Below are 19,435 nucleotides of genomic sequence, written 5' to 3' on the forward strand. Positions count from 1 at the left end.
GCGCATCTCTACAGCCCGGCTAGAGCCTGACACCGGAGTGTTCAGGCCTGCTTTACCAGACGCCGGGGTGCAACCCGATCATCCGGTAACTGCTCACCCAACCCAAGGAACTGGTCGCCTCCGTAGAGACGCACCCACCCGGGCGGATGACCCGTCATTTTAACGGGTTGTCCGTTCAATATCGATACAATCTGTGCGTCCTGCAGCAGAATTTTCGGAAATTCCGTAAGCGCCGCATCGACCGGCACCAGCAGCGGGTCCAGAGATTCCCCGGCCTCCCGGCGTGCTTCCAGTTCGGCCACATCCAGGGCCTGGTCCAGGTCGAACCCGGCCGCCTTCGTCCGGCGCAACTGCGTGACGTGGGCGCCACAGTCCAACGCCTCGCCGATGTCTTCCACCAGCGAGCGGATGTAGGTGCCTTTGCTGCAGGTGACGGCAATGTCGAAATTCTCGCCATCGAAAGCGAGCAGCGTCAACTCATGGATGGTGACCGGGCGGGCCGGACGTTCGATCTCGATGCCTTCGCGGGCGTACTCATACAGCGGGCGTCCCTTGTGCTTGAGCGCCGAGTACATGGACGGAACCTGCTCAATATCGCCGCGGAACCGTGGCAACACGGCTTCGAGGGCCGCCTGATCCAAGCCTTCCGGCAGAGGCTTTTCCGCCATCACGTTGCCGTCACTGTCACCGCTGTCGGTCACGATGCCCAGACGGCCCCGGGCCACATACGACTTGTCGCTGTCGAGCATCAGCTGGGAGAACTTGGTGGCCTCGCCGAAGCACAGGGGCAGGACACCGGTCGCCAGCGGATCAAGACTGCCGGTGTGACCGGCCTTTGCAGCACCGTACAGACGCTTGACCTGCTGCAGCACCGCGTTCGACGTGACCCCCTGGGGTTTGTCGATCACCAGGATGCCGTTGACGTCACGGCCGCGTCTACGCCGACTCAATCCTCGCGCTCCCCGCCGTCACCCGATCCATCGACGGCCGGCTTCTTGCCCACCGCCTGGTCGATCAGGCTATCGATACGGCGACTCTGGCCCCCCAGGGTGTCAAAATGGAAACGCAGCTGGGGGATCACCCGCAGCTTCATGGCGCGCCCCAACTGGCTGCGCAGGAAACCGGCCGCTTTACGCAGCACGCCCAGGGAATCCTGGACGGCGGGATCCTGCTCGGTCAGCTCCTCGGTGGTCAGCAGCGACACGTAGACATCGGCATACCCCAGATCGCGACTGACCTTGACCGCATTGACGGTGACCATACCCAGACGCGGATCCTTGATCTCGCGCTGGACCATCACGGCCAGCTCCTTCTGGATCTGGTCCGCAACCCGCTCAACACGACTGAACTCTTTTGGCATTGTTACGCCCTGTCATCTGCGAGGCGTTTCAACACGCCTCCTGTCGGGGCCATTTAATGGCCCCTCTGAATGCACGGCGCCCCGGGAGTCCGGGGCGCCAGTCTGCTTGGGTCGTGAGCTTGAGCCGGAATCAGCTTTCCAGCTTGCGCTCGACCTTCACTCGGTCAAACACCTCGATCTGGTCGCCGACCTTCACGTCATAGCCCTTAACACCGATACCGCACTCGATGCCCTTCTTGACTTCCTGGACGTCGTCCTTGAAGCGGCGCAGGGACTCGAGCTCACCCTCGAAGATGACCACGTTATCCCGCAGGACGCGGATCGGCTTGTTCCGGTAGACCGTACCCTCGGTCACCATACAGCCAGCCACCTGGCCGAACTTCGGTGAACGGAATACGTCGCGTACATCGGCGATGCCCACGATGTCTTCGCGGAACTCCGGTGCCAGCATGCCGGTCAGGGCCGCGCGGACATCATCGATCATGTTGTAGATGATGCTGTAGTAACGCAGGTCCACACCTTCCTGCTCGACCAGACGCTTGGCGGAAGCATCCGCACGCACGTTGAAGCCAAACAGGACCGAGCCGGTTGCCAGCGCCAGGCTGACGTCGGTTTCGGCGATACCACCGACACCGGAGGACACGATCTTGACCTGGACTTCCTCGTTGCCGATGTCCAGCAGCGCCTTGGTGATGGCTTCCAGGGAACCCCGAACGTCGGTCTTGAGCACGACATTGAGGGTTTTGACCTCGTCTTTGCCCATGTTCTCGAACAGGTTCTCCAGCTTCGCCGCCTGCTGGCGCTGCAGACGCTGTTCGCGTTCGCGCTTCTGGCGGAACTCGGCCAGTTCTTTGGCCTTACGCTCGTCCGCCACAACGAAGAATTCGTCGCCGGCGTCCGGTGTGCCGTTCAGACCCAGGATTTCCACCGGGATCGACGGTCCGGCTTCCTTCACCTGATCACCGGCTTCGTTCATCATCGCCCGGACCTTACCGAAGTAGGCGCCGGCCACGACCATGTCGCCCTGACGAACGGTACCGTTCTGAACCAGGATAGTAGCCACGGAACCACGGCCTTTCTCCAGGCTGGATTCCACCACCACACCGGCACCCGGTGCTGTTGGCACGGCTTCCAGTTCCAGGATTTCAGACTGGAGCAGAACCGCTTCCAGCAGGTCGTCGATGCCCTGGCCGGAATGCGCCGAGACCGGTACGAACTGGACATCACCGCCCCAGTCTTCCGGGATCACGTCCATACCCGCCAGTTCGGTCTTGATGCGATCCGGATCCGCCTGTTCCTTGTCCATCTTGTTGATGGCCACGACCAGCGGTACGCCGGCTGAACGGGCGTGATCGACCGCTTCCTTGGTTTGCGGCATAACGCCGTCGTCGGCCGCGACCACCAGGATAACGATGTCCGTACTCTGGGCACCGCGTGCCCGCATGGCAGTAAACGCCGCGTGGCCCGGGGTATCCAGGAAGGTGATCATGCCCTGGCCGGTCTCGACGTGGTAAGCCCCGATGTGCTGGGTAATACCACCGGATTCACCGGCCGCAACCTTGGTACGGCGAATGTGGTCCAGCAGCGAGGTCTTGCCGTGGTCGACGTGGCCCATGACACTGATAACGGGCGCGCGCTTGACCTTTTCACCCTCGAAGGAAATCTCGCTGAGCACTTCCTCTTCGAAGGCGTCTTCGCTGACGGTCTTGGGTTTGTGGCCCAGCTCTTCAGTCACCAGTACGGCGGTTTCCTGATCCAGGGCCTGGTTGATCGTTGCCATAACGCCCATACCCATCAGGGTCTTGATGACGTCAGCGGACTTGACGGCCATCCGCTGGGCCAGATCGCCCACCGTGATGGTTTCCGGAATTTCGACTTCACGCACCATTGGCTTGGTCGGCTTCTCAAATCCATGCCGCTTCTGCTTGGGCTTTTTCTTCGCCCGCAGCGGCTTGCGCAGAGTGGTATCGTCCTCGTCGTCACTCAGGGTAACGGGCTCTACAGGACGATTGCGGGGTCCACGGTGACCCGCGGACTTCTTCTTCGGCTTGCCGTCCTCGGCATCGTCGGCACGCTCGCGCGTCTTTTCCTTCTTCTTCTTGGCCTTGCGGTCTTTGCCATTGTCGGCGTCTGGCGCCGGCATGGGCACCTCGTCCGCCGGCTCGGCAGCCACCGGTTCCTCGTCCGGGGCTTCCGGCTCCGGCGTGACCGGCTCTTCGGCCGCGGGTGCCTGTTCGGCACCCTGCTTCGGCTTGGCGGTCTCTTCAGCAGCCGGAGCGGCCTCTTCCGCCGGCTTCGCCGGAGTGGCTTCAGGCGCGGACGGCGCTTCGGCGACCGGCTGTTCGACTGGCGCGGATTCAACCGGAGCCTCTTCCTGCTCCGCTTGCGGCGTTTCGCGTTTGATGTAGGTCCGCTTCTTGCGGACTTCCACGTTCACTGTCTTGGCACGCCCTGCGCCGCTTCCGGCTTTCAGGGTGGTCGTGGTCTTACGCTTGAGCGTGATCTTGCGCGGTTCGGCATCGGCTTCGCCGTGATTCTTGCGCAGGAATGCCAGCAGTTGCTGCTTTTCGTCACTGCTGACGGCATCATTCTCAGAACGGGCTTTCAGGCCAGCCTCTACGATCTGGCGCAGCAAGCGATCCACGGGAGCGCCTACATCATCGGCCAGCTGTTTTACAGTTACTTCAGCCATACTGGTCCTCCTCTCCCGATTATTCCTGGTCCTGGAACCAGGGCGCACGTGCGGTCATGATCAACTGGCCCGCGCGCTCTTCATCCATATCTTCGATGTCCATGAGATCGTCGACAGACTGCTCTGCCAGGTCATCCATGGTCCGCACTCCCATGCCGGCCAGCTTGAAAGCCAGCGCGCGATCCATGCCTTCCATGTCCAGCAGGTCCTGGGCAGGCTCATTGCCCTCCAGGGCCTCTTCGCTGGCCAGGGCCTGGTTCAGCAGGCGATCCTTGGCGCGACGACGCAGTTCGGTCACGGTGTCTTCATCGAAACCTTCGATGGCCAGCATCTCATCCATGGGCACGTATGCGACTTCTTCCAGCGTGGTGAAGCCTTCTTCGATCAGGACGCCGGCCAGCTCCTCATCGACATCGAGGTTATCGGTGAAGTGATTCAGCAGACGGTTGAATTCCTGCTCCTGACGTTCACCGGCCTCTTCCTCGGTCATGACATTGAGTGTCCAGCCGGTCAGCTCACTGGCCAGCCGTACGTTCTGGCCATTACGGCCGATGGCCTGGGCCAGGTTGTCCTCGGCGACGGCCACTTCCATGGTCTGGCGGTCTTCGTCCATCACGATGGAGGCCACTTCCGCCGGCGCCATGGCGTTGATCACCAGCTGCGCCGGGTTGTCGTCCCACAGGACGATATCCACTCGCTCACCGCCCAGTTCGTTGGATACCGCCTGCACGCGCGAGCCGCGCATACCGACACAGGCACCCACCGGATCGATACGACGGTCGTTGGTCTTGACGGCGATCTTGGCCCGGGAGCCCGGATCGCGCGCGGCACCGCGGATTTCGATCAGGTCTTCGGCGATCTCCGGCACCTCGATACGGAACAGCTCGATCAGCATGGCCGGGTTGGTACGGCTGAGGATCAGCTGCGGCCCGCGATGATCGGTGCGGATTTCCAACAGAAGCGCCCGAACCCGGTCGCCCATGCGGAACGTCTCGCGCGGGATCAGTTGGTCGCGGGGCAGCAACGCCTCGGCATTGGCACCGAGATCGACGATTACATTGTCGCGGGTGACCTTCTTGACGGTACCAGATACCAGTTCACCGACCCGGTCGCGGTAGCTGTCGACGATCTTGGTGCGCTCGGCTTCACGGACCTTCTGGAAGATGATCTGTTTGGCCGCCTGGGCACCAATGCGACCAAAGGCCACCGATTCCACCTTCTCTTCATGCATGTCGCCCGGCTGGAGCTTGTCGTCAATCTCCTCGGCTTCCTGCATGGTCAGCTCGGTACCGAGCGCCGGCACGGCTTCGTTGTCCACCACCAGCCAGCGACGGAAGGTTTCGTAGTCGCCGGTTTTGCGGTCGATCTGGACGCGGATATCCGCTTCCTCGTCTTCGTAACGTTTCTTGGCTGCTGTCGCCAGGGCAAGTTCGATGGCCTCGAAAATGACCTCTTTTTCCACTCCCTTCTCGTTGGAGACGGCTTCAACTACCAGCAAGATCTCTTTACTCATCAGATTGCCCTGCCCTTAACCCTTAGACTTGCAGTCAAACGAATCACTCAAAAACCGGAACGATGTGGGCTTTCTCGATACTGTCGACGGGAAGCAGATACTCATGCTCGTCGACAATCACGACGACATCGCTTCCTTCAACACCTTTGAGGAGCCCTTCGAATTTGCGACGTCCTTCGAACGCCATACGCAGGCGGATTTTGACCATGTGCCCGGCCCAGGCCGCATACTGCTCCAGTCGGAACAGCGGCCGGTCCATACCGGGCGAGGAAACTTCGAGGGTGTACTCGGTCTGGATCGGATCCTCGACATCCAGCACACCGCTGACCTGCCGACTGACCGTTTCACAGTCCTCGACGCTGATGCCGTTTTCGGCATCATCAATAAAGATCCGGAGCATTGACTTGTGGCCCTGAGACCGAAATTCAATCCCCCAGCAGTTATATCCCAGTCCTTCAATGACCGGCACCAGGATGTCTTCGAGTTGCTTTACCTTGGCTGACAAGTTGCTGTCATCTCCACTATTCGGGCGATATTGAGCGGCCAAGCCGTTTTCAATGCCGCCTTTACATGTCGCACAAACAAAAAAAGGGCCTGTTAATCAGCCCTTTTTCGTACAATCGGGCCCATGCGCCAGGCCCCTGAACCAAAAGGCCCCAGATAACGCGGGGCCTCCTGAAGTCGTTACGTGCCAGAGAACATCAACATTACGCTTCTCTGCCGACAGACACCTGGCCTGCCTGAGCGGGACCGGACGCAGCCGATACCCACTGCAATAATCGCCGGAGTATAAGGACGCCGACAACACTGGTCAAGGACTGACCAAAAAAAACGGCTTGGTATTCCAAGCCGTTTCTAATAATGGTGCCGAAGGCCGGACTCGAACCGGCACGGCTTACGCCACTACCCCCTCAAGATAGCGTGTCTACCAGTTCCACCACTTCGGCAACAACCTTACTCAAGCTCAGGCAGCGAGGAATCACCGCTGCCGGCTTCAGAACCTTCACTCTGGGCAGCGCTGCCTGACGCATCAGACGCTTCGCCGCCCTTGGCCGCCGGAGCGTGGTCCTGCTCGTCGGCTGCCTGTTTTTCCTGCGCCGCGGCCGGCGCCTGCTGAACTGTCGGGATGCCTGTTTCGCCCGCCACTTCGGCGCGCTGCTTGGCAAACACAGCCAGCGTAAAACTCGTCACAAAGAACAGGATCGCCAGAAAGGTGGTCACGCGCGTCAGGAAGCTGCCGCTACCCTGGCTACCAAACACGGTCTGGGAGGCGCCACCACCAAAGGCTGCACCGGCATCGGCGCCCTTGCCCTGCTGGATCAGGACCAGGCCCACCAGCGCCACCGCAATCACGACGTGCGCTACGACAACCAGTGTTTCAATCCAATCCATATCAAACTCTCTTAAATCGCCTTGCAGATGGCGAGGAAATCCGATGCCTTCAAAGAAGCACCGCCAATCAAGCCGCCGTCTATATCGGGCTGAGCAAACAATTCTTTGGCGTTGTCCGGCTTAACGCTACCACCGTACAACAGCGTCATGTCCTGTGCCGGAGCTCCCATCTCGCTCAGCTGCGAGCGCATGGCCTGATGCACGGCCTGGGCGTCTTCCGACGTTGCTGTCTTGCCCGTTCCGATCGCCCAGACCGGCTCATAGGCCACAACAACCTGCTTCCACTGTTCTCCGGAAACGTCTTTGAGCGCTTCCCGAAGTTGGGCACTGACCACTTCAACCGCCAGCCCCGCTTCTCTTTGCGTCAGCGTTTCACCAACACAAAGGATAATCTGCACGCCAGCCGCAATTCCCTGACCGACCTTTTCGGCAATAACCGCATCGGATTCACCGAAGAGCTGCCGACGCTCTGAATGACCGACGACGGCGTAACCGCAACCGACATCCGCAGCCATTTTCCCGGAAATTTCGCCGGTGTAAGCGCCGGATTCCCAGGCAGCGATGTTCTGCACGCCAACCTGGGCAACCCCATCGAGAAGCTGCTGAACGCTTGCGACATAAAGAGCGGGAGGAATGATAACAACCTCCGCTTCATTATCAAGCGCGGCAATGCCTTTGCGCACGTCGCCAACCAGTGACTTGGCCAGCTCCTGGGAGCCGTTCATTTTCCAGTTGGCTGCTACAATCCTGCGTCGCATCAACAACCCTCATTTCAAGGGAGGGCGCACTATACAGCAGTCCGTCAACGGACACAACCGATGGCACACCCCCGGATAATTTTCAGACGGATGGGGAGGATTTCACCACGTCTGCCAGTTTTTCAGCCCACTGCCGCATTTCGGATTCATCCTGGCCTTCGGTCATGACCCGGATCAACGGCTCGGTTCCGGAGGCCCGCAGCAATACGCGTCCGGTCGCCCCCATGGACGCCTCGGCCGCCTTCACCGCTTCCGCGATGTCCGGCCGGGTCAGCGGATCAAACCGTTCGTCCACACGCACATTGATCAGCACCTGCGGAAGACGGCTCATCCCCTGCCGCAGCGCCGAAATCGCCTCTCCGGAACGCCAGGCGGCCAGCAGGACCTGCAAGGCCGAGACAATCCCGTCGCCGGTGCTCGTACAATCACGGACCACCAGGTGACCAGAGCCTTCGCCGCCGATCTGCCAATCATTGGCCACCAATCTTTCCATCACGTAGCGATCGCCCACCTGGGCCCGCTCGAACGGGATACCGCGCTCTTTCAGCGCCAACTCCACCCCGAGGTTCGTCATCAGAGTACCGACCACGCCCCCCTGGAGTCGACCCTCGACCTGACGCTGCGACGCGATGATAAACATCAGTTCGTCACCATCGATCATCGAGCCATCGCGATCGATCATCAGGACCCGGTCGCCGTCCCCATCAAAGGCGATCCCCAGATCGGCCTGCTCTTCCAGTACGCGAGCGCGCAAGGCATCGAGATGGGTAGACCCCACCTTGAGGTTGATATTGAGCCCGTCCGGATTATTGCCGATGACGCTGGTCTTCGCCCCCAGCTCCCGAAAGACCTTGGGCGCCACGTGGTAGGTCGCACCATGGGCGCAATCCAGCACGATGTGCATGCCTTCCAGCGTAAAGGCATTGGGCACCGTGCTCTTGCAGAATTCCACGTAACGTCCGGGCGCATCGTCGATGCGCGACGCCTTGCCCAATTCTCCCGGCGCACAGACCTCGATATCGCGATCCAGCCAGGATTCGATTTCCGCTTCCACGGCGTCGTTCAGTTTGGTGCCCAGCGGCGAGAAGAACTTGATGCCGTTGTCTTCGTGCGGGTTGTGGGACGCGCTGATGACGATGCCCGCCGAGGCCCGGAAGGTCCGGGTCAGATAGGCGATCGCCGGCGTCGGCATGGGCCCCAGCAGGGACACGTCCACACCGGCGGCAGACAGCCCCGCTTCCAGGGCCGACTCGAACATGTAGCCGGACAGGCGGGTGTCCTTGCCGATCAGCACCCGGTTGCGCTGGCCATCCTGCTTGAAAGCCTGGCCCGCGGCCCAGCCCAGCTTGAGCATGAAATCCGGCGTGATGGGCGATGTGCCCACATGCCCACGGATGCCATCGGTTCCAAAATATTTGCGCTCGCTCATGCAGTCGCTTCCTTCAGCGCGGACACCACTTTAACGGCATCCACGGTTTCCCTGACATCGTGCACGCGTATAATCGCGGCCCCCTTCATGGCGGCTATTGTCGCGACTGCGAGGCTCGCAGGCAACCGGTCTGCCACATCCCGGCCTGTAATCTGGCCCAGCATGGTCTTGCGCGACATCCCCACCAGCAGCGGGTAACCCAGCGCATGCATCTGATCCAGCGCCTCCAGCAATACCAGATTGTGCTCCAGGTTCTTGCCGAAGCCATAACCGGGGTCGAGGATAATCCGCTCCGCCGGGATGCCAGCCTCCCTGGCGACAGCGACCCGGTCCATCAGGAATCGTGACACCTCGGCCACCACGTTGTCGTAATGCGGCGCCTGCTGCATGGTGCCCGGCTCGCCCTGCATGTGCATCAGACACACGGGGATACCGGCGTCCGCTGCGGCCTGCATCGCACCGTCTTTGGTGAGCGCCCGAATGTCGTTGACCAGACCAGCACCCAACCGTGCGCTCTCGGTAATCACTTGAGGGGTACTGGTGTCCACGGAAATGGCCACGTCGAGGCGCTGACTGATCGCCTCGACCACCGGACAGACGCGATCCAGCTCCTCGTCGACGCTGACCGTCGCCGCGCCCGGCCGGGTCGACTCGCCGCCGATATCGATAAACGCCGCGCCTTCCCGCACCAGCTTTTCTGCCTGTGCCAGCGCCGTATCAAGCTGATTGAAACGGCCGCCGTCGGAAAAGGAATCCGGCGTTACATTAACGACGCCCATCACCTGGGGATGGGCGAGGTCGATCTTGTGTCCGGCAAAGTTCATTTCCATCGGCAGCATCCTCTTGTTGATTGGTACGTCGAAGCGCGACCCAAAAACACGCTTCCCACAATGAAAAACGCCGTCCCGCGGGACGGCGTTTGAAGGTCTTTCTATCGCTCGGGACGAACCCGACAGCGTTGGTCAGTGCTCCCCAGCGGGACCACCGATGCCTTCGCCGGGGCGACGACCGGAGTCACCGCTACCGGACGCCGGGCTCGCTGCCGGTGACGCTTCATCGTCCGGCGCATTGCCACCGGCACCCGGGCCATTCCAGCCCTGCGGCGGACGCGGCGTCTTGCCGGCCATGATGTCGTCGATCTGGTAGCGATCGATGGTCTCGTAACGCATCAGCGCGTCGGCCATCATTTCCAGCTTGTCGCGATTCTCGATCAGCAGATTGCGCGCCGTCTCGTAACAGTCGTCGATGATGGAGCGCACCTCCTCGTCGATTCGCTGGGCCGTTTCCGGCGAGTAGACCGTGTGGCTCTGACCGGCAGAGCGACCCAGGAACGGCTCTTCACTGTCGGTATCGTACTGCAGCGGACCCAGCTTCTCGGAAAGCCCCCAGCGCGTCACCATGTTGCGGGCCAGCGATGTGGCACGCTCGATGTCATTGGACGCACCGGTGGTCACACCCTCGAAGCCCAGCGTCAGCTCTTCGGCAATACGGCCGCCGAACAGGCTGCAGATCGAGCTGATCAGATAGCGCTTGGAGTGGCTGTACTTATCCTCTTCCGGCAGGAACATGGTGACACCCAGTGCCCGGCCGCGCGGAATGATACTGACCTTGTACACCGGATCATGTTCCGGCACGAGACGCCCGACAATCGCGTGACCGGATTCGTGATACGCGGTGTTGAGCTTCTCTTTTTCGTTCATGACCATGGATTTGCGCTCGGCGCCCATCATGATCTTGTCCTTCGCCAGTTCCAGCTCCTCCCCGGAGACCAGGCGCTGGTTACGGCGCGCCGCAAACAGCGCCGCCTCGTTCACCAGGTTGGCCAGATCCGCACCGGAGAAACCGGGCGTACCGCGGGCGATCACTTTCGGATCGACGCCGTCGGCCAGCGGCACCTTCTTCAGGTGCACCTTGAGGATCTGTTCGCGACCAATGATGTCCGGCAGGTTGACCACCACCTGACGATCGAAACGGCCCGGGCGCAGCAGCGCCGGATCCAGGACATCCGGACGGTTGGTGGCGGCGATGACGATCACGCCTTCGTTGCCTTCGAAACCGTCCATCTCAACCAGAAGCTGGTTCAGGGTCTGCTCACGCTCATCGTGACCACCGCCCAGGCCAGCCCCCCGGTGACGACCGACCGCGTCGATCTCATCGATGAAGATGATACAGGGGCTCTGCTTCTTGGCCTGCTCGAACATGTCACGGACACGGGAGGCGCCCACGCCCACGAACATTTCCACGAAATCGGAACCGGAGATGGAGAAGAACGGCACCTTGGCTTCACCGGCAATGGCCTTCGCCAACAGTGTTTTACCGGTACCCGGCGGGCCAACCATCAGGACGCCGCGCGGGATGCGACCGCCCAGACGCTGGAACTTGCTCGGATCCCGCAGGAAGTCCACCAACTCCTTGACGTCTTCCTTCGCCTCGTCGACGCCGGCGACATCAGAGAAAGTGGTCTTGATCTGGTCCTCGCTCATCAGGCGAGCTTTGCTCTTGCCGAACGACATGGGGCCTTTGCCGCCACCACCGCCCTGCATCTGTCGCATAAAGAACACGAACAGCGCGATGATGATCAGGATCGGGAACGAAGCGACCAGTAACTGTGTCCAGATGCTCTGACGGTCCGGCTCCTTACCTACAATCTCGACATTGTTGGCAAGCAGATCGTCCATCAGCTTGTTATCCGGCACTTGCGGGCGAATCGTCTGGAAACGGGTGTTGTCTTCACGCACACCCTGGATCTCCAGGCCGTCCACCGTCACCTGCTTGACTTGTCCCTGTTGCACCATCTGTACGAACTGGGAGTAATTGACCTGCTGTCCACTCGTCGTCGGAGAGAAGTTTTGGAAAACCATGAGCAGGACGGCTGCTATGATCAGCCAGAGAACCAGATTTTTAGCCATATCGTTCAAGGATCATCACCTGTGAATGTAAGGGCCACCGCCGGGGCCGCCCCGCAAGAAGATAACCGGATGTCAAGCCGGCAACCCCTTCTACCTCAACCTTACATCAATTGTACGCCCCTTAACTAGGAATGGCGCAGTGTCCGGAGACGACCTGTCGCCGACAGCAACCTATTAGCGAGCGTTTCAGGCGCCACGAAAACCGCGACACACCTGATAGACTTCGCGAGAACGGGACCGGGAGGCTCCCGGCTTGCGACTCACGACGGTCCTGAAATTCGTTTTCATATCCTTGAGCAGGGAATCAAAGCCCTCGCCCTGGAATACCTTTGCCACAAAAACGCCGTCCGGCCTCAGGACCTGCTTGGCCATATCCAGCGCCAGCTCCACCAGATCCATCGCCTTGGGAATATCAACGGCAGGCATACCACTCATATTGGGGGCCATATCCGAAATTACAACGTCGGCTCGCGCCTCACCCAGTAAATCCAGCAATTCGTCCAATACGGACTGCTCCGTAAAATCCCCCTGCAGGAAGTCCACACCGGCAATCGGATTCATGTCCAGGATGTCACTGGCCACGACCCGACCGTTGTGCCCGATGCGCTCCATTGCCACCTGTGACCAACCGCCCGGCGCCGCGCCGAGGTCCACAACCACTTGCCCTGGCTTGAAAAAACGGTCTTTATCGTCCAGTTCAATCAGTTTGTAGCTCGCCCGAGAACGATAACCGTCGACCTGCGAACGTTTGACGTATTCGTCGTCAAAATGCTCTTTCAACCAGCGCTTGCTGGATTTGGAACGCGCCAAATCGAACCTCCAGTAACAGACAGGGCGGCGGAAACGCTAAAATGCCCGAAGTTACCCTGCCTAATAATACGTAGTGACAGCGATTCACCGCCCGCAGGCGTGCTGCTACAATTCGTCGATTATACGGGATCGGCGCAGTGACTGCCGCCCGACATTTTAAATCGTACTGATAAAGAGACTGAATTATGAGCCTGTCGCCCGAACAACGGCGCGCCTATCGCGCCATAGCCCATCACCTGAAGCCGGTCGTGATTATCGGCGACAAGGGGCTGAGCGAAGGCCTGCAACAGGAGCTGGATCGCGCCCTGAATGATCACGAGCTGATCAAGGTGAAAATTGCCAGCCCGGATCGCAATGAGCGCCAGGCGGCGATTGAGGCGGTCTGCCAGGAAGCCGGCGCGGAACTGGTGCAGATGATCGGCAAGAACGCCGTCATCCTGCGTCGGGCTGAGAAACCCAATCCCAAGCTGTCGAACCTTCAACGCTACAAGGATTGAGCACCAGGACCTTTCGGGATTCGGGACACACAAAAAAGCCGGCTGACGCCGGCTTTTTTGCATTCAGGCCAGCGATCAAAGATGCTCAACGGCCTCGATTTCATACTCGACGGTGCCGGAAGGCACACGAACGGCAACCACGTCACCTTCGTTCTTGCCGATCAGGGCACGGGCGATCGGTGACGTAACGGACAGCTTGCCCGCCTTGATATCCGCCTCATCCTCGCCGCAGATCTGGTACTGGACTTCCTCGTCCGTATCCACGTTGATCAGCTTGACGGTCACACCGAAGATCACCTTACCGGTGTTATCCATCTTGGTAACGTCAATGATCTGGGCGGCAGACAGTTTGGATTCGATCTCCTGAATCCGGCCTTCGATGAAGCTCTGCTGCTCACGCGCGGCATGGTATTCCGCGTTTTCCTTCAGGTCACCGTGCTCACGGGCCTCGGCAATGGCTTCGATAACGCGGGGGCGATCTTCGCTTTTGAGCTTCTTCAGCTCGGCACGAAGCGCCGCCTCACCGCTCACCGTCATCGGCACTCGATTGTTCATAACGTTCAAATTCCTGCGTGCAAGTCCTGAAGCCGACGTACTGTCCGCTCCGGTCCGAATTTAATGGCGCGGCAGAAGGCTTCGCCACCTGCCAGCGTGGTTGTGTAGGTCACCTTGTGCTGAAGCGCAGACTGGCGGATCTGGGCTGAATCAGAGATCGCCTTGCGCCCTTCTGTGGTGTTGATGATCAGCTGGATCTGGCCGTTCTTGATATCGTCCACGATGTGCGGCCGACCTTCACGTACCTTGTTCACGCGCTCGACCTCGATTCCCGCGTCCTTCAGGGCCGCGGCGGTGCCCGTGGTGGCCACCAGGCGGAATCCCGCGTCAATCAGGTCGCGTGCGACGGTAATCGCACCCGGCTTATCCACATCGCGTACGGAGATGAAGGCCGTGCCCTTGTCCGGCAGACGGGTGCCTGACGCCAGTGACGCCTTGGCAAACGCCTCGTCGAAACTGTCACCCAGGCCCATCACCTCACCGGTGGACTTCATTTCCGGCCCCAGGATCGGATCCACCGACGGGAACTTGTTGAACGGGAACACCGACTCCTTCACCGCATAGTACGTGGGCACCACCTCTTCGGTGAAGCCCTGCTCCTGCAGGCTGATGCCCGCCATGCAGCGCGCGGCGACCTTGGCCAGGGACACGCCGATGGCCTTGGACACGAACGGCACGGTGCGCGAGGCCCGCGGGTTTACTTCGATCACGTAGATCGTGTCGTCCTGCCAGGCCAGCTGGACGTTCATCAGGCCGACGACTTCCAGTTCGATCGCCATGCGCTTGACGGTCTCGCGCATTTCGTCCTGCACCGCCTTGGGCAGCGTGTACGGCGGCAGCGAGCAGGCGGAGTCACCGGAGTGTACGCCGGCCTGTTCGATGTGCTGCATGATGCCGCCGATCACCACGTCCTTGCCGTCGCTGACCGCATCGATATCCACCTCGATGGCGGCATTGAGGAAGTGATCGAGCAGCACCGGGCTGTCGTTGGAGACCAGCACCGCGTTGCGCATGTAGCGCACCAGCTCTTCTTCGTCGTAGACGATTTCCATGGCCCGTCCGCCCAGGACGTAGGACGGACGCACCACCAGCGGGTAGCCGATTTCGCGGGCCACCAGCACGCCTTCCTCATGACTGCGCACGGTCGCGTTCTGCGGCTGGCGCAGGTTGAGGCGATTGATCATCTGCTGGAAGCGCTCACGGTCTTCCGCGCGGTCGATCGCATCCGGCGTGGTGCCGATGATCGGCACGCCGGCCGCTTCCAGCCCCCGGGCCAGCTTCAGCGGCGTCTGGCCGCCGAACTGGACGATCACGCCCGCCGGCTTCTCGAGGTTTACGATTTCCAGGACGTCCTCCAGGGTAATCGGCTCGAAGTAGAGGCGATCGGAGGTGTCGTAGTCGGTGGAGACCGTTTCCGGGTTGCAGTTGATCATGATGGTCTCGTAACCGTCTTCGCGCATGGCGAAGGCGGCGTGGACACAGCAGTAGTCAAACTCGATGCCCTGGCCGATCCGGTTGGGACCGCCGCCGATGACGACAATCTTCTTGCGGTCCGAGGTCTCGGCTTCGCACTCTTCCTCGTAGGTGGAGTACATGTAGGCCGTGGAGGAGGCGAATTCCGCCGCACAGGTGTCGACCCGCTTGTAGACCGGGCGGATGCCCAGGTCGTGGCGGTGCTTGCGCAGGCTGGACTCGGAAATGCTCAGCAGCTTGGCCAGTCGCGAGTCCGAAAAGCCCTTGCGCTTCAGGCGGAACAGGGTCGCGTGATCGATGTCGCTCTTGCCGGCCGTCTTCAGCGCGGCTTCTTCCTTGATCAGATCCTCGATCTGGATCAGGTACCAGGGATCCACCTTGGTGTGGCGGTAGATCTCGTCCACGGTCATGCCGGCGCGGAAGGCGTCGCCGATGTACCAGATGCGCTGGGCGCCGGGTACGTTCATTTCCTGGATCAGCGTCTCACGACCGTCCTCGGTGGTGACGTCGACCATCTCCTCGAAGCCTTCAGAGCCCACCTCCAGGCCGCGCAGGGCTTTCTGCACGGATTCCTGGAAGGTCCGGCCGATGGCCATGACCTCACCCACGGACTTCATCTGGGTGGTCAGGCGGGCGTCGGCCTGGGGGAATTTCTCGAAGGTAAACCGGGGGATCTTGGTGACCACATAGTCGATGCTCGGCTCGAACGAGGCCGGGGTCACGCCGCCGGTGATGTCGTTCTGCAGCTCGTCGAGGGTGTAGCCCACGGCCAGCTTGGCGGCGACCTTGGCGATCGGGAAGCCGGTGGCCTTGGAGGCCAGCGCCGAGGAGCGGGACACCCGCGGGTTCATTTCGATCACCACCATGCGGCCGGTGTCCGGGTTGATGCCGAACTGGACGTTGGAACCGCCGGTTTCCACACCGATCTCACGCAGGACCGCCAGGGAGGCGTTCCGCATGATCTGGTATTCCTTGTCGGTCAGGGTCTGGGCCGGGGCGACGGTAATGGAGTCGCCCGTGTGCACGCCCATGGCGTCGAAGTTCTCGATGGCGCAGACGATGATGCAGTTGTCGTTCTTGTCCCGAACGACCTCCATCTCGTATTCCTTCCAGCCGATCAGGGACTCGTCGATCAGCAGCTCGTTGGTGGGCGACAGGTCCAGGCCACGCTCACAGATCTCCTCGAACTCTTCCCGGTTATACGCGATACCGCCGCCAGAGCCGCCCATGGTAAAGGACGGGCGGATAATGCAGGGGAAGCCAATGTTGTCGAGCACCTGCAGGGCTTCTTCCATGGAGTGTGCCAGGGATGCGCGCGGACACTCCAGGCCGATGGCCTTCATTGCCTGGTCGAAACGGTCACGATCCTCGGCCTTGTCGATGGTGTCGGCGTTGGCGCCGATCATTTCCACACCGAACTCCGCCAGCACGCCATGCTTTTCCAGATCCAGCGCGCAGTTCAGCGCGGTCTGGCCACCCATGGTGGGCAGCAGCGCGTCCGGACGCTCCTTCTCGATGATCTTGGACACCGTCTTCCAGGTGATCGGCTCGATGTAGGTGGCATCGGCCATCGCCGGATCGGTCATGATGGTCGCCGGGTTGGAGTTCACCAGGATGACCCGGTAACCCTCCTCGCGCAGCGCCTTACACGCCTGGGCCCCGGAATAATCGAACTCACACGCCTGCCCGATGACGATGGGGCCGGCACCCAGGATCAGGATGCTCTTGATATCAGTACGTTTTGGCATTTCTCAGTAAACCTGTCAGCAGCTTGAGTCAGTCGTCAGCATTGGCCGCTTACCGCGGCGTTCAGCGGCGCACCTCAGGAGGCTTGCGAGCCGGCCCGTTCGTCCATCAGGCGAATAAAGGTGTCGAACAGCGGCGCCACGTCATGCGGTCCCGGGCTCGCTTCCGGGTGGCCCTGGAAGCTGTAGGCCGGGCGGTCCGTGCGTCGGATACCCTGCAGGGTGCCGTCGAACAGGGATTTGTGCGTCATCTCCAGGTTATCCGGCAGCGTGGACTCATCCACCGCGAAACCGTGGTTCTGACTGGTGATCATCACAGTACCGTCTTCCAGGTTCTGCACCGGGTGGTTGGCACCGTGGTGGCCGTGCCCCATCTTCAGGGTCTTGGCGCCACTGGCCAGGGCCAGCAGCTGGTGGCCGAGACAGATGCCGAAGACCGGCACCTCGGTCTCAAGAATCTCGCTGATCGCCTTGATGGCGTAATCGCAGGGCTCGGGATCGCCGGGGCCATTGGACAGGAAGATGCCGTCCGGATTCATCGCCAGCACCTCGGATGCCGGCGTCTGCGGCGGCACAACCGTTACGTCGCAGCCGCGGGCGGCGAGCATGCGCAGGATGTTGTACTTGATGCCGTAATCGTAGGCGACCACCTTGTATCTGGGTGATTCCAGCTCTCCGTAACCACCGCCCTCCAGGGACCATTCTGTCTGGCTCCACTGGTAGGTCGTCTTGCTGCCGACTTCCTTGGCCAGATCCATGCCCTTGAGCCCCGGGAAAGCGTTCGCCAGTTCCAGAGCGCGTTCTTCTGTGGCATGCTCGCCAGCGACTATCGCACCGTTCTGGGAACCTTTGTCCCGCAGGATGCGCGTCAGGCGGCGGGTATCGATATCGGCAATGCCGATCACATTGTTGTCCCGCAGGTAGGCGTCAAGCGTCTTGGTCTGGCGCCAGCTGCTGGCCATCAGCGGCAGATCGCGGATGATCAGGCCGGCCGCCTGGATACCGGAGGACTCGACGTCTTCGTCGTTGACGCCGGTATTGCCGATATGGGGATAGGTCAGGGTGACGATCTGGCGAGTGTAGGACGGATCAGTCAGGATTTCCTGGTAGCCCGTCATGGCGGTGTTGAAGACGACTTCGCCACTGGTTTCGCCGTCTGCGCCGATGGCGATTCCTTTGAACAGGCTTCCGTCTGCGAGCGCAAGGATTGCTGGTGTACTCAAGGCTTGTATCCTCATCGAGTGGCGTATCGTTGGTTCCGAAACGGACCGGCTCTCTCGCCCGGGCTAAAGAGGCCGCCCCTAACGTCACGAACAGGAGCGCAAGCGCAAATTCAGGTCGCAAAAAAGCGAGAGGGAGATTATGACTCCGTCCCGCTTTTTTCGTTGCCGATGGAGGGCTGCCGCCTTCCCGGCTTTTAAAACCACGCTTGGTGCAGTTAAACCGCCTTATTGTAAAAAATTTGGCGATCACTGTCCACGACTAATAGCCGCTCAGCTTTTGAGGTCGAGCACGTCCTGCATGTCGTAGAGACCGGCCGGGCGCTCTGCCAACCACTGCGCCGCACGCACGGCGCCGCGGGCAAAGGTCATCCGGCTGCTGGCCTTGTGGGTGATCTCGATACGCTCGCCGATGCCGGCAAACAACACCGTATGATCCCCGACCACATCGCCGGCACGGATGGTCTCGAAGCCGATCTCCTTGCGCGGACGCTCGCCGACAAAGCCTTCACGGCCGTAAACGGCACACTCTTTCAGATCACGCCCCAGCGCCTCGGCAACCACCTCGCCCATACGCACGGCGGTACCGGACGGCGAGTCCTTCTTGTGCCGGTGGTGCGCCTCGATGATTTCCACATCGTAGTCATCACCGAGCACCTGGGCCGCGGTGCGCAACAGGTTGAGCGCGACGTTGACACCGACACTCATATTGGGCGCGAAAACAACCGGCACGGATTCGGTAGCCCGCCGCAGCTCGACTTTCTCCGCTTCGGTCATGCCGGTGGTCCCGATCACCATTCGCTTGCCGTGACGACCGCAGAAGCGGGCATTCTCCAGCGTCAGGTCCGGGAAGGTGAAATCGATGAGGACGTCAAAGGCGTCCTCAACCGCAGCCAGGTTATCCACGAGGGTAACTCCGTTGCGACCGATGCCAGCCACTTCACCAGCATCGGCGCCCACCAGACTGCTGCCCGGCTCGACAATGGCGGCGCTCAGATCGAGACCGTCCGCCTCGTCGATCGCCTCCACCAGCGTCTTGCCCATGCGCCCGGCGGCGCCCATGATTGCTACCCTCATATCCT

16 protein-coding genes and 1 tRNA gene are annotated in these 19,435 nt (G+C 61.0%); 1 reads left to right on the top strand and 16 read right to left on the bottom strand.

Going from position 1 to position 19,435, the window contains the following annotated elements:
- Positions 1-41: 41 nt before the first annotated feature.
- From truB to rlmE, 12 genes are all read right to left on the bottom strand, one after another.
- Positions 42-950, bottom strand: coding sequence for a tRNA pseudouridine(55) synthase TruB (truB, locus tag JL474_RS17920; RefSeq protein WP_203143143.1), 909 nt, complete (start codon positions 948-950; stop codon positions 42-44).
- Positions 947-1,360 (bottom strand): 30S ribosome-binding factor RbfA, encoded by a 414-nt coding sequence (rbfA, locus tag JL474_RS17925; RefSeq protein ID WP_203143144.1) that lies wholly within the window; start codon positions 1,358-1,360, stop codon positions 947-949. Before rbfA ends, truB begins: the two co-directional genes overlap by 4 nt.
- 130 nt (positions 1,361-1,490) lie before the next feature.
- Positions 1,491-4,052 (bottom strand): translation initiation factor IF-2, encoded by a 2,562-nt coding sequence (gene infB, locus JL474_RS17930; protein ID WP_203143145.1) that lies wholly within the window; start codon positions 4,050-4,052, stop codon positions 1,491-1,493.
- 19 nt (positions 4,053-4,071) lie between these two features.
- On the bottom strand, positions 4,072-5,565 hold the full coding sequence (nusA, locus tag JL474_RS17935; protein ID WP_123636125.1) for a transcription termination factor NusA: 1,494 nt from the start codon (positions 5,563-5,565) through the stop codon (positions 4,072-4,074).
- Positions 5,566-5,608: 43 nt separating this feature from the next.
- Positions 5,609-6,070, bottom strand: coding sequence for a ribosome maturation factor RimP (rimP, locus tag JL474_RS17940; RefSeq protein ID WP_123636126.1), 462 nt, complete (start codon positions 6,068-6,070; stop codon positions 5,609-5,611).
- 357 nt (positions 6,071-6,427) lie between these two features.
- Positions 6,428-6,512 (bottom strand) — tRNA-Leu (locus JL474_RS17945).
- A 7-nt stretch (positions 6,513-6,519) separates the two neighbouring features.
- Positions 6,520-6,957: a preprotein translocase subunit SecG gene (secG, locus tag JL474_RS17950; protein ID WP_203143146.1), complete on the bottom strand. Its 438-nt coding sequence runs from the start codon at positions 6,955-6,957 to the stop codon at positions 6,520-6,522.
- Positions 6,958-6,968: 11 nt separating this feature from the next.
- A complete protein-coding gene (gene tpiA, locus JL474_RS17955; protein WP_203143147.1) occupies positions 6,969-7,715 on the bottom strand; it encodes a triose-phosphate isomerase in 747 nt (248 codons plus the stop codon).
- 82 nt (positions 7,716-7,797) lie between these two features.
- Positions 7,798-9,144: a phosphoglucosamine mutase gene (gene glmM / locus JL474_RS17960; protein ID WP_203143148.1), complete on the bottom strand. Its 1,347-nt coding sequence runs from the start codon at positions 9,142-9,144 to the stop codon at positions 7,798-7,800.
- Positions 9,141-9,995, bottom strand: a complete 855-nt coding sequence (gene folP, locus JL474_RS17965) for a dihydropteroate synthase (protein ID WP_407944070.1) — start codon at positions 9,993-9,995, stop codon at positions 9,141-9,143. Before folP ends, glmM begins: the two co-directional genes overlap by 4 nt.
- A 111-nt stretch (positions 9,996-10,106) precedes the next feature.
- Positions 10,107-12,053, bottom strand: a complete 1,947-nt coding sequence (gene ftsH, locus JL474_RS17970; RefSeq protein ID WP_123636131.1) for an ATP-dependent zinc metalloprotease FtsH — start codon at positions 12,051-12,053, stop codon at positions 10,107-10,109.
- Between the two features lie 186 nt (positions 12,054-12,239).
- Complete coding sequence (gene rlmE / locus JL474_RS17975; protein WP_203143149.1) at positions 12,240-12,863, bottom strand: 23S rRNA (uridine(2552)-2'-O)-methyltransferase RlmE; 624 nt, start codon at positions 12,861-12,863, stop codon at positions 12,240-12,242.
- Between the two features lie 185 nt (positions 12,864-13,048).
- On the opposite strand from rlmE, the gene yhbY reads away from it, so the two are divergent.
- Complete coding sequence (gene yhbY / locus JL474_RS17980; RefSeq protein ID WP_203143150.1) at positions 13,049-13,360, top strand: ribosome assembly RNA-binding protein YhbY; 312 nt, start codon at positions 13,049-13,051, stop codon at positions 13,358-13,360.
- Positions 13,361-13,435: 75 nt separating this feature from the next.
- Here the strand turns inward: yhbY and greA are convergent, their stop codons facing one another.
- The 4 genes from greA to dapB form a co-directional block, all read right to left on the bottom strand.
- Complete coding sequence (gene greA / locus JL474_RS17985) at positions 13,436-13,915, bottom strand: transcription elongation factor GreA (RefSeq protein ID WP_123636134.1); 480 nt, start codon at positions 13,913-13,915, stop codon at positions 13,436-13,438.
- Between the two features lie 5 nt (positions 13,916-13,920).
- The gene (gene carB / locus JL474_RS17990) at positions 13,921-17,136 is read right to left on the bottom strand and encodes a carbamoyl-phosphate synthase large subunit (RefSeq protein WP_123636135.1); all 3,216 of its coding nucleotides are present in this window, start codon (positions 17,134-17,136) and stop codon (positions 13,921-13,923) included.
- Between the two features lie 74 nt (positions 17,137-17,210).
- Positions 17,211-18,356 (bottom strand): glutamine-hydrolyzing carbamoyl-phosphate synthase small subunit, encoded by a 1,146-nt coding sequence (carA, locus tag JL474_RS17995; RefSeq protein WP_190294951.1) that lies wholly within the window; start codon positions 18,354-18,356, stop codon positions 17,211-17,213.
- Positions 18,357-18,626: 270 nt separating this feature from the next.
- Positions 18,627-19,430 carry a 4-hydroxy-tetrahydrodipicolinate reductase gene (gene dapB / locus JL474_RS18000; protein ID WP_203143151.1) on the bottom strand — a complete coding sequence of 268 codons (804 nt, stop codon included), beginning with the start codon at positions 19,428-19,430 and terminating at the stop codon, positions 18,627-18,629.
- Positions 19,431-19,435: the final 5 nt, after the last annotated feature.

The sequence above is a fragment of the Marinobacter mangrovi genome (assembly GCF_016798325.1).
GTDB classification, from domain to species: Bacteria; Pseudomonadota; Gammaproteobacteria; order Pseudomonadales; family Oleiphilaceae; genus Marinobacter_A; species Marinobacter_A mangrovi.